This is a genomic window from Candidatus Hadarchaeales archaeon (assembly GCA_038823825.1).
Classification (GTDB): domain Archaea; phylum Hadarchaeota; class Hadarchaeia; order Hadarchaeales; family Hadarchaeaceae; genus JAVZGN01.
Genome location: JAWBCC010000007.1, coordinates 1 through 15,600, shown reverse-complemented (window position 1 = coordinate 15,600; position 15,600 = coordinate 1). Strand labels below are relative to the sequence as shown.

The following is a 15,600-nucleotide window of genomic DNA, read 5'->3' as shown; positions in this document are numbered from 1 at the left end:
AGCAGTCTGGAGCAATGTCTCCTACGGTGAAGATGTTCAGAAGCAGATTCAGTGGAGACTCGACATACCTGCCGACGCAGTTCCAGGAGACTACACGAACACATTCTACGTGAGAGTTTCGGCCTAATCCTAGCCCTTTTCCTTTTTCTTTCTTTTTTCTTTTTTCAGCAAGAGTCAAAAATCTTTATATACCTTTCCGAAAAATGAGAATGAGAAGGATACTGGGAGGGGAATTCTAGATGAATAGAGAATTCGGGAGAAGTCTAGTCGTTATGACGATTTTTCTTCTTATTTTTATAAGCTCTGCATCTGCATCTGTTCCTTGGCTCACTTCTCCGCGTGGCACGGATCCGGTTGATTATGTAGATCCTTTCATCGGAACTCGTCATGGTCACACAAGTCCAGGCGCCGCTGTTCCTTTCGCAATGACAACATGGGATCCGGTGAGAAAGGAGCAGGCCTCAGACATTTCCTATCCATATGAATACATATTCATCGAGGAGGGAGGAAGGTGGAAGCCAGCAGACACGATGGAAATAGCAGGAATAAGGGGATCGCACTTCCCGAGCGGCTCCTGCATGTCTGATTATGCATGCATAACGATCATGCCGATGTTCGGGAGCGAGGTCAAAACAGGTCCGGAGAGATCCTCGAGGATAAGGCACGAAACGGAGATCGCAACCCCCGGCTATTATGCGGTCACATTCGATGACTATGGGATTCGAGTAGAAGTCACCTCGACTATGCGCGTCGGTCTTCTTAGGCTTACATTCGAAAACTCGGGCAATGCTCACATTTTGATAGACACGCATTTAGGAACAGGTTGGTCTAAGATAATACCTGAAAACAATGAGATTGTCGGATATTCTGACGTCGGTTTATACAGAGCCCCAACTGGTGAATTCAAAGGATACTACGTTGTTACCTTCAGCAAGCAGTTTACTTCGTGGGGAACATATCAGGGCTCCACAAAAAATCCTGGCAACACTGAGGTGCGCGCATACAATTCTGGTGCTTGGGTATCTTTCCCCGTAAGCGCAGGAGAAGTTGTTTACGTGAAAGCGAGCATCTCATTCATAAGCGTTGAGCAGGCTCGTTACAACATGCAAGCTGAAATTCCTGGTTGGGACTTCGATGGTGTTAGACAGCAGGCTAGACAGAAGTGGAACCAGCTTCTCAGCATGATCCGAGTTGAGGGTGGAACAGACGCCGATAAAATAAAATTCTACACGGCGCTCTATCATGCACTTCTCCTTCCCAGGGTCTCATCCGAATACGGAAAATATTTCAGCGTTTTTGACGCACGTGTGCATACATGCGACGGCTGGGAGTTCTACAATGATTTTTCAATGTGGGACACCTTCAGGGCCCTGCACGCTCTCCAAATTTTCCTAGTTCCGGAAAGAGTTAGGGATATGATGCGTTCTCTGGTTGCCATGTACGAACAGGGAGGGTGGATGCCAAAGTGGCCCAACCCTGGTTATTCGAGTATAATGATCGGAACTCACGGAGATTCTTTGGTGACTGAGGCGTATCTAAAGGGAATAACGGACTTCGACGTTCAGAAGGCATATGAGGCCATGGTGAAGAACGCTACTCAGAGTCCACCTCCGTTCTATGAGGCAAGAACGGGAATTGAAGACTACATGACTCTCGGTTACTGTCCGACCGATAGGGGATACCGCGAATCTGTTTCCCTGACCTTAGAGTATGCTTACGACGATTGGTGTATAGCACAACTCGCAAAAGCTCTTGGGAAGGACAACGATTATAGATACTTCATGCAACGTGCAACAAACTGGAGGAATGTTTACAATCCGGAAGCTCCAGGCGAACCCGGCAATCCCTACAAAGGATATGTTCAAGGAAGAAAATCCGATGGGACCTGGGAAGAACCCTTCGACCCGCGGGGCTATTACTCATATATAACTCAACCAAATGAAGGAAATCCGTGGCAGTACACTTGGTTCGTTCCGCACGATGTTCAGGGGCTAATAGACGTAATGGGGAAGGAGAATTTCATCGGAAAGCTGGAAAGACTCTTCGAAAAAAGCGAAGAACCTTCTCTTCTTGCGGATAACAGATTCACGGAACAGGGAAGGGTGAGATACTACTGGCACGGCAACGAGCCGAGCCATCACATCGCCTATCTCTTTGTATATGCGGGAGCTCCATGGAGAACACAATACTGGGTGAGAAATGTTCTGGAGACGAGATATCGGCTCGGTCCCCACGGTCTACCCGGAAATGATGATTGCGGTCAGATGTCAGCGTGGTTTATTTTCAGTTCTATGGGTTTCTATCCGGTTTGTCCACCTAGTCTCACGTATGTCATCGGAAGCCCCATTTTTGACAAGATAACGATAAATCTGCCGAGCTTTTACGGTCAAAACAAAAAGTTTGAAATAATCGTTTACAACAATTCACCAACGAACATTTACGTTCAATCAGCTAAACTCAATGGGCAGCCACTTGAAAGAGCTTGGCTCTGGCATTCTGAAATAATAAATGGAGGAACGCTAGAGCTTTGGATGGGGCCAAATCCAAACACGAGCTGGGGCGTGAGCGAGCCTCCACCCTCCATGTCTAGCTCTACCGTTTCCGACATCCTTCTGAGTAATTTCTCTTTATCGGCGAATTCCATCTCTCGAGGAGACATTCTGAAAGTTAAGGTCACCGTTACTAACCAGAGCTCGAGAGTGGTGGAGAAGACCCTGCAGCTAAAGCTTGATGGGATTGTTGTGGATTCAAGAACTGTTTCTCTTCAGCCTGGGGAATCCCTTCCGGTGGTGTTTAACATTTACTCGCATGCTTTGTCCTTGGGAACGCATACCATCGATCTTGAGAACTTTCAGGCGTCTTTCGTTGTAGGAACACCGGGCCTCGGCTCAACATTCATCATTGCAATTATATCAGTAGCAGCGTTCATTGTTTTAGCGTTTGGTTTTTATGTGCTTAGAATGAAAAAAGGAAGGAGGAGATAAACTTGAAGATAACGCAAATACTCGCAGTGGTCATAGGTATTCTTGTAATTGCTGGATTGGTTTTGGTCGTGACGAGACGTGAAGGACCGGCAGAAGTTACTGAGAATGTTCAAGAAATTGTGGAAAATTATCAGGCAAGTGGAAACGTGAGCGTAGCCCACTGGTGGACAATAGATGTCGAGGAACAAGGTTTTAGAGTTCTTAAGAACAAGATGGAACAGCTTTATCCGAACATGACTCTCACGCCCGTCCCCGTGCCCGGAGGCGCCGGTGGAAACATGCCGCCGAGGATTCTTCCCTCTCTTGTGGCCGGGACAAACATTCCGGGTTCCTTCCAGTCTCATCCCGGCTACGAAACAGCTAGATACGGAGGATACTATCTGAGAAATCTTAACGATCTGTGGGAGTATGCGAACATTGCCGAACGTGTACCGGCTATAGTAGAGAAGATGTGCAAGCTTGATGGGAATTACTATTTGGTTCCAGTTGGGGTACACAGAACGAATGTAGTTTTCTACAACAAGCAACTCCTACAGCAACTCGGAATAGATATGACGAATCCACCTAGAACTTGGGAAGAATTCTTCAATCTATGTGACTTAATCAAGCAGAGGGCACAAGAGAGAGGTCTGAACATCTATCCGCTAGAGGTTGGTGACGGAATGGGGACTGACTGGGCTGCCACCCAAATATTTGAAACAATAATGGCTGGATATAGCCTACAAACCTATGAGAAGTTCATAAACGGAACGGTTACGGCGGAAGAGCTGGAGCCAATCCTCCAGTTATTCAAAAGATATTTGAGTTATGTTCCAGATGATCACCGTGCTAGAAATTGGGCGGAGGCTTGCGGTCAGCTCTTTAACGGTCGTGTTGCGATGTACGTGCATGGCGATTGGGCCAACGCTTACTTCGAGCAGAGAGGATGGACGCTTGGAGTTCAGTACGACATCTTTTTGGCGCCAGGAACGGAAAACTTGTTTGGTCTAGTGGTTGACGGTTTTGTTGTTCCGAAGAAAGGTAATGTGATTGGAGGTCTAAGGTGGGTTTATTCTTACACGACATTAGAGGTTCAATCAAGCTTCAACCCGGTCAAAGGTTCGGTTTCCCCCTATCGTGATGTTCCAGACAATATATACACCAACAGTTATGCGAGGAACGCGGCTTCTGCTCTGAGGAATCCGCAGACTAAGTTTTATCCGAGCTTCACTCACGGGATAGCCATTCCGAACGAAATCCTGTACGACCTTCACCCGAAGATAAGCGAGTTTGTGGAGTTCCAGAATGTGAGCGCTTCGGCATCAACAATCGCTTCTCTGATACGCTCCGGAACCTACACGATATCGTGGGACATCGTCTGATAGAGGGAGATTCTTGGAGAGAACAACACTCCTAACCGTGTTGGTTCTCTTTGTTCTGGCAGCCTACTTCGTTTACGGAATGGTCACTTGGAACGTTGTGATTTCCTTCACCGATTGGAAGGGAGCGATTCCCTCGTACAATTTTGTGGGTCTCAGCAACTACTCTGCCGTAATAAAAAGCGATCTCTTCGGGAGATCTCTTCTCAACACGTTCATTCTCTTCTCCGCAATTCCGCTTTGTCTTGCCGCAGGACTATTTCTCGCATTTTTGCTCAACCAGCGAGTAAAGGGGATAAAAATATTCACCATAATCTTCCTACTTCCGTTTGCATTCTCACTCGTTGTGACTGGGGTCATATGGTCTTGGATGTTTCAGCCGGATGGTGCGATAAACTCACTTCTGAGGTCGATAAGATTGGGTTTCTTTGCTCGCGACTGGATAAGCTCATCCGCAATACTCGCTTCAGTTTTGATTCCGATAATCTGGCAGTTCTCAGGTTACTCTGCGTTGGTCTTGCTGGCCGGTCTCAAATCTGTTCCGAGAAAAGAAATAGAAAATGCAAGGAAAAAAGGGATGAACTGGTGGCAGATATTCTGGAAAGTCGAGTTTCCAAGGTTGAGAATACCTCTGCTGAGTTGTGCGGTGGTCATCTTCGTTTTTGTTCTCAAAGCATCCTTTGATCTCCTGTGGACGATGGCTCGGGGGTATCCTCCAGGCTCTTACTACACCCTCCCAATTTTGGTTTATGTGGAAGCTTACCAGAAAATGAACGTCGCCTACGGGGCAGTGATTGGTAACATTCTCGTCGGAATAGTTTTGGCGATAGTTCTCCCATACGTCTGGTTCTCATACAGGGGACATAGATGATCGCGAAAGTTTTGAATTATATCAAAAAGAATTGGAAAAGACTTTTGATATACGCGATTCTGATAGTGGTAACCTTCATTTTCCTTCTCCCAATTTGGGTCGCTTTAGTCACTTCTTTGAAGCCTTGGGCGGAAATAGGGACCACAAATCCGCTCGCGCCACCCCGGAGTCCGACCTTGGAAGCTTACGGAGAAGCCATAGAAAAACTCGGGAGACCACTACTCAACAGTCTAGTCTTCACGACAGGTGCGGTTCTCTGCTCTATAATCATAGGATCTTGGATGGGTTATGTATTCTCCAAGCAGAAGTTCAGGTATAAGGAGTTGCTCTTCATGGTTTTGGTCGCAGGAACATTCCTACCTTACACGACGATTGTCTTTCCCCTTTTCAGGACGATGAGCGAACTGAATCTCACGTATACTCTTCCCGGCATGGTTTTCGTTCACACAGTTTACGGAATTCCGATCTGCACACTTCTCTTTAGAAACTTCTACACGCACATTCCAGACAAAAAAATAAGGGAATTGAAGAAAAGAAAAGCGAGCGACTGGGAAATCTACAGAAAGGTAATTCTACCGGCGTCTAAACCAGCCATCATTTCCGTGATGATTTATCAGTTCACTTCGATTTGGAACGACTTTCTCTTTGGTCTTGTTCTCGGTGGAGTAGAGTCTCAGGCGATGCCCGTGACTGTAGGACTCTTCGGAATGATGGGAGGACTCGCCAAGTGGAATCTATTTATGGCAGGTGCGATTCTGACCGTTTTGCCTCTGCTGGTTATCTACGTTCTCCTCCATAGATACTTCATGATGGCGATAATGGAGGAGGAAGAAGCTCATTAGGTTTCTTATTAAGGAATTCAGAATTTACCGGAAAGCTTTAATTGATAATGAGTGAAAAGTTAGGGAGGCGATATAGTTGGCAATAACTCGCGAACAATGGAGAAGGTACAGGGACCGGGCGCTGAGGCTTCTCAAACAGGCGGGAATCGTTCTGACAAAAGAAGAAAAGGAAAAAATGGAGGTTGCAGATTTCGGTCTCAATGATGTCGAGAGGATAGGACTCCAGCTTGTTGTTTATGTGAACAACGATTATTACTGCGCGAAAGAGTTGATTCTATTTCCCCATCAGACTTGTCCGGAGCACAGACATCCGCCAGTTGGTGAGAGACCAGGAAAAATGGAGACCTTCAGATGTCGCTGGGGCAAAGTATACCTTTACGTGCCGGGCGAGCCTTCTCCAAAGATTCATGCCAAGATTCCTAAGGGAAGAGAAAAGTATTTCACAGCCAGACATGAGATAGTGCTGAAGCCTGGCGATCAGTATACAATTCCGCCAAACACGTTGCACTGGTTCCAGGCTGGACCGAAGGGAGCTGTGGTTTCTGAGTTTTCCACAACTAGCACCGATGAGCACGATGTTTTCACAGATCCAGAGATAAAGCGAATTACTAAAATAATCGAGTGAAGACGATGACGGATTTGAAGTCCGGGAGGATACTCGTCTTTTTCTTAGCTGCTTTTACTCTTATCGCTTCAACTTCGGAAGCAACTGTTTTTGCGCAATCAGCTCCACAGATATCCGCGATAATAATTCTTGACAACATAGATCCGGAAGTGTGGTTTTCCGTAGGCGTTCAGATTTCGGGTAACGCGAGTGAGGTTCTGCTCAAGTTATACAAAGCTGGAGTTTCTCCTGAAGCTCGGGATTCCTTGGAGGAGCACTACACATTCAGATGGCGGTCGGGTGAAGGGTTCTCCGAGGTAGGTCCAGGATTTGGATATATCGATCCGTCAAAATCCTCTGTTTCCACCGGTCTATGGACATTTAGAGTAAAACTTGATAGGAAAGCATCTCCTGGAAATTGGAGCGTCTGGGTTGGTGTGGATGGATCAAGCAGGGAATTTCCGGAGAGATTCAAGGTAAACCGGCGGGAAAACATTCCGGTGAAAAAGGCAGAGTCGAAACCCCCATTCTTCGAGAACGAATGGGTAAAGGAAAATTCTCCGGTTTTTGGGCCAAGTGGGAGCGGGTTTGATGGGTATGCCGCATATAATCCCGCTGTTGCCTATCACAATGGAGTTTTCTACATGTTTTATAGGGCGCAGGCTTCACATGGAGGACCTTCCGTAATCGGCATGGCCACAAGCACAGATGGAATAAACTGGCAGCGTAGACCGAATCCAGCAATAGCTCCAACAGAATGGTATGAGCTCGGTGGAGGATGCGAAGACCCAAGAATTGTGAAGATCGGTGAAACTTTCTGGATGACGTATACGGCTTATGATGGGACCACAGCGAGGCTTGCCCTTGCCAGATCCGCTAATTTAGAAAATTGGGAAAAGGTTGGACTTGCGTTCAGAGACACAAGCCTGTGGACAAAATCCGGCGCTATAGTCCCCGTGAAGATAAATGGAAAATATTGGATGTATCTGGAGGCGGGAGCTGGAGGTGGCGATCTCTACTACGCCTTTTCCGAAAACTTGACAGACTGGACACTTGGGGGTGTCGTTATGCGAAGGCGCGGGGGATATTTTGATGCTCTTACAATAGAACCCGGACCAGCACCGTTCGTTCTTCAAAATGGAATATTCCTCCTTTACAACTCGCTTGATGCTCCGCTCGGCTCGGGAGGAATGATGAGAGTTGGCTGGGTCATTTTTTCGTTAAGAGACCCGACCAAAATTGTGGCGAGATGCGAGGAGCCATTCATGCGACCAGAGTTCTCTTGGGAAAGGACAGGTCAGGTCGTGGATTGCGTTTTCGCTGAAGGTCTCGTCAGAGTTGATAATATTTGGTATCTTTACTACGGCGCAGCGGACATGTACGTTGGATTGGCTAGAGCTCCAGTAAGAGAAAGGGAGAGTCTTCTTTCTGTCGATACGCAGGAGGAGTGGTCAATTGGATCAACCTCTGGAAATCTCTTAATCAAACAATATGGTGGGATCGAATTGATAAAGCTCGATCCAATCGGATGGTGGAAATTCGATGAAGGATCTGGGGCAACCGCTTACGACTCTAGCGGCTACGGCAATCACGGGACGGTTATTGGCGCATCATGGGTTACTGGACGGATCGGCGGAGCTTTAGATTTTCCCGGAGGGACGGCGAGAGTAGAGGTCGGAGATAAAGATATCTTGGAAGGACTCTCTGGGCTTTCGATAGTTGCTTGGATAAATCCGCGCTCGAAGCCGCACAACGGAGAAATCGTGAAAAAAGACATTGTTTATCTGTTGAGAGTGAATGAGAGCGCTAGGGGAACAACCGCGTTTATGGTCTGGGATTCTGCTGGAAACAAGTACACGCTTGAGGTCCCCGATCAAAACTTTCCAAACAATTCGTGGAGTCTAATAGCGGCCGTCTGGGATGGGAGCAAAATCAGAATTTACAAAGACAACGCGGTTCGACTTGGGGAAGCTCCGGCTTCCTTCGGGAGGTTGAATTCAAATACCAATTCGTTCACAATTGGAAATCAACCCGGAGGAGGTGAGGGCTTCGACGGATTGATCGATGAAGTGATGGTTTTCGGGAGACCTCTGTCTGAAAGCGAGATAAAGATTTTATATTCTGGGCTGTCTGAAGTCAAAACATCCGGTCAGTGGATCTCAAACTGGATCGATCTTGGCCAAACGTCGTCTTTAGAATTTCTCGAAGTATCCTCGAAGATCGCGCAGGGAGAAGAAGTAAAGATTCTTGTAGAGACTTCACTTGACGGGTCCACGGCAGCGGAAAATACCGGATGGATAACTCTAAGTGGAGGTGTTGAGAAAATTCCGCTCTCTCTTCCCCAGACGAGATTTGTGAGAGTAACGTTTTCATTGCGCTCGGAAAATGTAACACACTCACCATCAGTTTCGAGTTTCGCCTTTTACGGACAGGCGGTTCCCATAATCTCAACGACAGGAAATCCTCTGGCTGTTCAATCTGGTTCGGTTCTTCTTTCCGGTTTTCTTGAAGATCTTGATAACCAGGAAACTGTGGTCTGGTTGGAATGGAGACCGGCGGGCGGTTCTTGGAGCCAGACCACTAAACGGACAATGAGCTGGCGTGAATGGTTCTCGGCGATAGTCTCGGGGATCATGGAAAATTCAACCTACGAATTCCGCGCAGTCGCTATGGACAACAACAGCGGGAAGGTGGTGATGGGCCTTGTGAAAACCTTTGTAGCGGATTTCACACCACCTCTTCAGTTTTCTCTAATTTCGCCGGAGAACGGTTCGCACCTCTCAGAGTCACCCATCCTTCAGTGGCAGGCTACCTCGGACGAAATTTCTGGGCTCTCCCATTATGAAGTCTGGATAAATGGACAAAATGTGGAAAATGTGACGGCCACAACTTACAACACGGCACTGGGCGAAAATTTCTACGAATGGTTTGTTGTTGCAGTAGATCGCATGGGAAACAGAAGGGAAAGCGGGAAATTCATTTTCTATCTCGGTAATGTTCAGCCGCCACAGATATCTCTTTCGGTCTCTCCGAGATCAAGGACGGTTCTTCGCGGCGAATCTGTGACGTTCACGATTACCATTGGTTATCTTTCGGGAATTAAACTACCGATGTATCTTTCGGTGACCGGTCTTCCTCAAGATTCCTCTGCTTCCTTTTCTCAGTCTTCCGGAGTTCCATCGTTTACATCAACTCTGACGGTTTCGGTTGGGTCGAATGCCCAAGCGGGAACGTACACTCTGCGCCTGACGGTAAGCGGAGGCGGCAAAATGTGGTCGGAGAACTTGCTGCTGACTGTGAGGTCTCCGGCCGTCTTCGTCATCGAGAACATGAGCCTTTCCAAGAGAAGAGTTTCACCCGGCGAAAAGTTCAAGGTTTATGTCTGGGTTAAAAATGTCGGTGACGAGACCGGGCAGACAACAATAAAGCTTGCTGTTGACAACGTCGAGAAAGATGAGAAAATTCTGGAGATTCCAGCGGGGGAGTCTGTATGTGTGTTTTTCACTTTGTCAATCGATGAGAGTGGAACACACACCGTGAATGTGGACGGGCTCAGCGAGAGCGTGGAAGTGGTTCCTTCAGGTTTTCCACTTTGGGTCGTGGGAGTTGTGATAGCCATTGGAGGCGCCATTTTCGCGATTTTCAAGTTTTTCCTAATCAAATAAGTAAAAGGGGAAAAGTCCAGCACCGAAAAGTTTTAAACAATAATGATCACAATTTGCTCTTGGAGGAAAATTAATGAAGAAGAGTGTGTCTCTTCTATTAGGACTGTTGATCAGCATTTCGATGATTCCGGCGGTTCTCTCTCAGGATCAGGAGCAGCAGGTTAACGTCGAAGTAGAGATCTGGGAGATTCCATACTACCCACCGTCAGTTCTCATGGTTTCTCCAGAAAATGTCGAGATAATTCCAAACATCTGGTCAAATATTGTAGTGGTGGTTTACGACAACGAGATGAACTTGGAAAATATTTATCTAATGGCCTACGAAAACTCTCTCGATAACGCGGCACCCGACAACGTCAGAAACCACTACACATGGGTGGCTTCGAAAAGCACGGGAACTTGGCGATTCAGCTGTCCGCTTGGAGCGAACTATATTGATAACATCAACTCGTCAGTTCAGGAGAACCCGACCGAAAACACATACACTGCAATCTTCCGGGTGAAACTTGCGAGGATCGCGGCTTCAGGATTTTGGGATCTTTATGTTAGAGCAGTAGACAACGTTGGCTTAGACAACTATTTGGAGAATATCAACGCGATTATGGTTCAGGTCTACCTCGAGATGTCTTTGAGCACATACACCCTCTCCTTCAGCGGCTACAAAGGGCAGAGCGTTTACGCAACCCAGAGTCCGATGACTGTGACGGTATCTTCAAACCGGAACTTCGCCATCAAAGTCAAAGCGGCCGGTAACTTTACCTCCAATGGAAATATAATACCCGCGAGCGCGGCAAAAGCGATAGGTGAAGAAGAAGTCTCCTTGAGCACGACGTACGAGAACGTCTGGAAGAATGTTTCATATGGAGAAAGTGTTCAGAGACAGATACAGTGGAGGCTGGACATACCGAGCAATGTTGTCGCAGGAAACTACACAAACACGTTTTACGTAAGAGTGGAAACTCTGATAGTACCCCCATCACCCCAGAACTTGGTTCAGAACCCGAGCTTTGAGGACGACACTTTCTGGCAGTTCTCCCCACCGTACTCGACGAGATCTAGTGAGCGCGCCAGAACTGGTAGTTACTCGGCGAAGCAGACACAGCTGGCAACCAGTTATGGCTCATACGTGACTTCAGACAACATTACAAACTTCACCCCGGGCGCGACGTACTACCTTGTGGGATACTACTATATAGTGAATCCTGGAGGTGGAGCTCTTCCGGAGAACTATAGATTATTCTTCAGAGTGAGATGGTATCCATACTGGGAAAACGATAGCGGTTACATACAGACACCGGGCAGCGGTTTCACAGCAACAGCTTTTGACTCTTGGGTACAGGTGTCCTATCAAGTTACTGCTCCAGAGAACGCGGTAAGGGCAAGAATTTACATAACTGCTCAGAGAACGTCGACTGCGGTTCCATCAACCGACATCTTCTGGGATGACATCTGGCTCTCAACCCAACAGCCATAAGCGAGAGGGCCCGGATGATCCGGGCCGTTTTTCTTTTTTTTTGCAAATTGGCGAAAAACTTATATCTTTCAGATGAAAAGAAAAGGTGAAAAAATGAGAAGAGCGATCTCGATTTTAACAAGTGTGTTTATGCTCATTCTGTTTTGCATGCCGGTTATTGCCCCACAAGAGATTCCTATTCAGGTTCAGGTGACGGTTTTGCCGGAAAACATCCCTCCTCCCCCGCCGCCTCCACCTCTACCTCCGCCCGAGAATGTTGCGCAGTTTGTGATAGAAAATTTGAAACTATCTAAGGATAACGCGCTTCCTGGCGAGAATGTCACTGTTCAGGTAACTGTGAAAAATGTAGGCACGGCAGATGGACAACACACGTTAGTTTTGCGTGTCGATAACAACGTTGTGGATAACCTAACTGTCTATCTAGCAGCCGGACAATCGACAACGGTTTCTTTCACAGTATCCATTCTGCAGCTGGGACCCCACACTATCTCCGTGGATAATTTAAGCGCCATTTTGAACATCGTGGGAATGGCACAGTTCAGACTGGAAAATCTCAGCATATCTAAATCGGCTCTCAGGCCGGGCGAAACATTCAGTGTACAGGTTAGCGTTGTAAACTTCGGAACGATTGCCGGGAGTTACAACGTCATCTTGAGGTTGAACGGGACACAGATCGACAACAGACAAGTTGAGCTTAATCCAGGTCAGTCGGCAACGGTAACCTTTTCTCTCTCGATACAACAGATTGGGACCCACACGGTTTCTGTGGATGGATTCTCCCGAATAGTAACGGTTTCGGAGGAGGTAGCCGAATTTGCTGTGGAAAATCTCCGGCTGTCGAAAAATCGAGCCAGGCCAGGTGAGCAAGTGACCGCTTCTGTTGATGTCGCAAACGTTGGAACGATTTCTGGAAGTTACACTCTAACTCTGAAGATAGACGGAGTTCAGATTGAAACGAGAGAAGTGTTGCTTGCGGCTGGACAAAGAACAACAGTAGATTTCACAGTATCCGTCGAGGAGCCTGGCGAGCACACGATCTCTGTCGATGGTTTGAGCAGCCTGCTGATTGTAGAGAAACCGAAACCATTTCCAACTGTGCCTGTTGTTGCCGTGGTTTCGGTAATCGTCTTAATCTTAATAATAGCTGTGATTTTGAAATTTTCATGATTTTTAATAAATTTTCTTAAAAATGCGAAAACACCTACTTCTTTCGAAAAAATTAAAATGAGTGGTATCTGAGTTTAAAGCGAGGTTGAGATGTTCAAAAAGTCTCAAATCCTCTCGGTTTGTCTGTCCATAATGTTAATATCAATTGCACTTTCCCCGCAACTTTTCCTAGTCCCGCAGAGTACCGCGACCACAATAGTTTATGGGTCTGTAAAGCTTTCTCCGGTTGCTGATGCTAAGGTAGAGAATCATACGCCAAACACAAATTATGGGAGCGAATCCCATATTGCAGCCGCTGGTCAGCATCCAGAATGGTACAGAAGATCTTTCCTCAAATTTGATCTTTCACAGATTCCGAGTGATGCGACAATAACTGGGGCAAAACTTTTCCTTTACAGATATGATGATGGCGGCGTCGAATCGGGAGACACCAACAGAGAGATCGGGGTCTACCGGGTCTCAAACGACGCTTGGAGCGAATCAACGATAACTTGGAACAATCAGCCATCGATAGGAGATCTCGAAGGAGTTGCACAGACGTATTTTGCGGACACATATTATGATGTATACACAGATGCGGGAATTCCAACGGATTCTGTCGTCTGGACCTGGTCGGAGGGGGATCAAGGAAGCTTTGATGTAGAATATACCGGTATAGTTCCACCAGAGGGCAGTAAATCTTTCAAGACATCCACCAATGCTGGAAGTTGGGCAGGTTGGGGTGTTATCATCAACAGGAATGTGAGAGACGACTCCGGATTGAACAATCATGGAACAATTAACGGCGGTGTTACAGAAAATTCTGGTAAAATCTATAGAGCTCTCGGATTCAACGGAACGAATGCGTATGTTTCCGTTCAGGACAGCGCAAGCCTAAACCCGACGAGAGTGACGGTCGAAGCTTGGGCGTACTTTGTCGAGCAGCCGGCCGAGAATAGTCGTCAGGTTGTTGTTTCGAAATTTGAAGGAGCCATCAATAATTCAAAGGGATACGAGCTATATATAGAGACTGATGAAAACGGGCAGTTCCAAATAGTTTTCGGTGTGGGTCCAGGAGGTGGGGAGTGGGGCTCGTTTGCTGCGTATCAGACAACATTCCAAACAGGCTGGCATCATCTAGTTGGAACATTTGACGGCTCATATCTGAGGCTTTATTACGACGGTTCTCTGGTTGCCACAGAACCATGGACGGGAAACATAGCATCTAACACAAGGCCTCTATGCGTGGGAAGAAAGGCCGATGGCGATTGGGGATTCTTCAAGGGGATAATAGACGAGGTTAGGGTGGAGAATCAGGCGATAAGCTCGGAGGAAGTTTCTTACAGATACAACAATGGAGCTGGGAGATATCTCGGAGCAAATGAGAACACCGTTCTGCTACTTCACTTCGATCTGCCAGTTTACATAAACCTCTCAGGAGCAACAGCTTTAAGGTTCTGGGTAAAAACACCGGCAAATCTGAAGATCGAAATCGAGGCGCCGAAGGGAAATACCCAGACAAAGTATCTGAACTGGTATGGGTGGGATGGAACTGACAGATGGCAACAGATAACTATTCCAGCCAGCGAATGGCAGAATCTCGACCAAGTTTACAGTCCATTCAAGATAACGATTGAATCAAGCGGGACATTCTATATCGACAAGGTTAGATGGGTCGGGATTTCCCCCTACTCTGACGCCGGTATCCCAGTCAACTCTGAAATCTTGACTTGGTACGATGAATCAGGTACTGCGACTTTTGATCGGAATTATGTCATGCCTTCTCCTGAAGGAACAAGGTGTTTCCGGACCTCAACGACGGGCAACTGGGCTGGATGGGGAGTGTTTATCAGGCTTCCCTATGATCACACCGTAGACCTCTCAAGTGCGACCGCCCTGAAATTCTGGGTCAAAACTACTGCAAATCTAAAGGTTGAGATAGAAGCGCCACAGGGCACCACGCAAACCAAGTATATAAGTAACTATGGATGGGATGGAACTGACAGATGGCAGGAGATAACCATCCCGGCGAGCGATTGGAGTAATCTGGGACAAGCTTATGGTTTGTTCAAGATTACAATCGAAACGAGCGGAACTTTCTATGTGGATTACGTCAGATGGACGGGAGTTTCTCCACGTCCGACGAAATTGCAAAACTTCTGGGAGAGCTGGGATGTCACCAGCTGGGTCTCAGACCAGTTCGCAGGCGACAAAATCGTTTCGCTTGCTGTGAAAGCAGTTGATGAGAGAAGTGACTGGAACAGCGCGGAGCCATATTGGTATTCAAAAGAATACGAAACAGCTTCTCTCCGACCCTATCTCTTGGTGACGTACACCGCGTCAGCTGCAGCGCTACCTGCTTCTGCTACCATTCAGCAGACGCCCAACGTTCCTCCAGAGGTTCAGAGCGTGGTTCCAGCGGAAATAATCTGGACGCCATATGTCTGGACCACGGTTACTGTAACAGTTTCGGACGGAAATATGAACCTCTCAAGCATAACTTTGATGGCTTATGAGAGCTCTCTGGGCAGTGGCGACCCAGACAGCACGAGAAACCACTACACGTGGCAGGCCACGAAGAGTGAAGGAACGTGGAGCTTCAGCTGTCCGCTAGGATCAGCCTACATAGACACAACTGGATGCTCAGTCTCGGAGG

Annotated in this window: 9 protein-coding genes; all 9 read left to right on the top strand. The window is 47.2% G+C overall.

Annotation, left to right across the window (positions count from 1 at the left end; translation table 11 throughout):
• Positions 1–239: 239 nt before the first annotated feature.
• A complete protein-coding gene (locus tag QXF64_05495; protein ID MEM1689927.1) occupies positions 240–2,984 on the top strand; it encodes a GH92 family glycosyl hydrolase in 2,745 nt (914 codons plus the stop codon).
• 2 nt (positions 2,985–2,986) lie between these two features.
• Positions 2,987–4,345 (top strand): ABC transporter substrate-binding protein, encoded by a 1,359-nt coding sequence (locus QXF64_05490; GenBank protein MEM1689926.1) that lies wholly within the window; start codon positions 2,987–2,989, stop codon positions 4,343–4,345.
• Between the two features lie 13 nt (positions 4,346–4,358).
• Positions 4,359–5,213 (top strand): sugar ABC transporter permease, encoded by an 855-nt coding sequence (locus QXF64_05485; protein ID MEM1689925.1) that lies wholly within the window; start codon positions 4,359–4,361, stop codon positions 5,211–5,213.
• Positions 5,210–6,055: a carbohydrate ABC transporter permease gene (locus QXF64_05480; GenBank protein ID MEM1689924.1), complete on the top strand. Its 846-nt coding sequence runs from the start codon at positions 5,210–5,212 to the stop codon at positions 6,053–6,055. The genes QXF64_05485 and QXF64_05480 overlap by 4 nt, the downstream gene beginning before the upstream one ends.
• A gap of 76 nt (positions 6,056–6,131) precedes the next feature.
• Entirely contained in the window at positions 6,132–6,680 is a 549-nt protein-coding gene (locus tag QXF64_05475; GenBank protein MEM1689923.1) for a D-lyxose/D-mannose family sugar isomerase, read from the top strand.
• A 5-nt stretch (positions 6,681–6,685) separates the two neighbouring features.
• The gene (locus QXF64_05470; protein MEM1689922.1) at positions 6,686–10,324 is read left to right on the top strand and encodes a LamG-like jellyroll fold domain-containing protein; all 3,639 of its coding nucleotides are present in this window, start codon (positions 6,686–6,688) and stop codon (positions 10,322–10,324) included.
• 73 nt (positions 10,325–10,397) lie between these two features.
• The gene (locus QXF64_05465) at positions 10,398–11,798 is read left to right on the top strand and encodes a hypothetical protein (protein MEM1689921.1); all 1,401 of its coding nucleotides are present in this window, start codon (positions 10,398–10,400) and stop codon (positions 11,796–11,798) included.
• A gap of 93 nt (positions 11,799–11,891) precedes the next feature.
• Positions 11,892–12,965 (top strand): CARDB domain-containing protein, encoded by a 1,074-nt coding sequence (locus QXF64_05460; protein MEM1689920.1) that lies wholly within the window; start codon positions 11,892–11,894, stop codon positions 12,963–12,965.
• Positions 12,966–13,097: 132 nt separating this feature from the next.
• The coding region (locus tag QXF64_05455; GenBank protein MEM1689919.1) for a DNRLRE domain-containing protein at positions 13,098–15,600 on the top strand (2,503 nt) is incomplete at its 3' end.

Excerpts from the sequence above, each read along its gene's own strand:
- QXF64_05470 (MEM1689922.1), top strand. The coding sequence starts at position 6,686 with ATGACGGATTTGAAGTCCGGGAGGATACTCGTCTTTTTCTTAGCTGCT.
- QXF64_05465 (MEM1689921.1), top strand. The coding sequence starts at position 10,398 with ATGAAGAAGAGTGTGTCTCTTCTATTAGGACTGTTGATCAGCATTTCG.
- QXF64_05480 (MEM1689924.1), top strand. The coding sequence starts at position 5,210 with ATGATCGCGAAAGTTTTGAATTATATCAAAAAGAATTGGAAAAGACTT.
- QXF64_05495 (MEM1689927.1), top strand. The coding sequence starts at position 240 with ATGAATAGAGAATTCGGGAGAAGTCTAGTCGTTATGACGATTTTTCTT.
- QXF64_05460 (MEM1689920.1), top strand. The coding sequence starts at position 11,892 with ATGAGAAGAGCGATCTCGATTTTAACAAGTGTGTTTATGCTCATTCTG.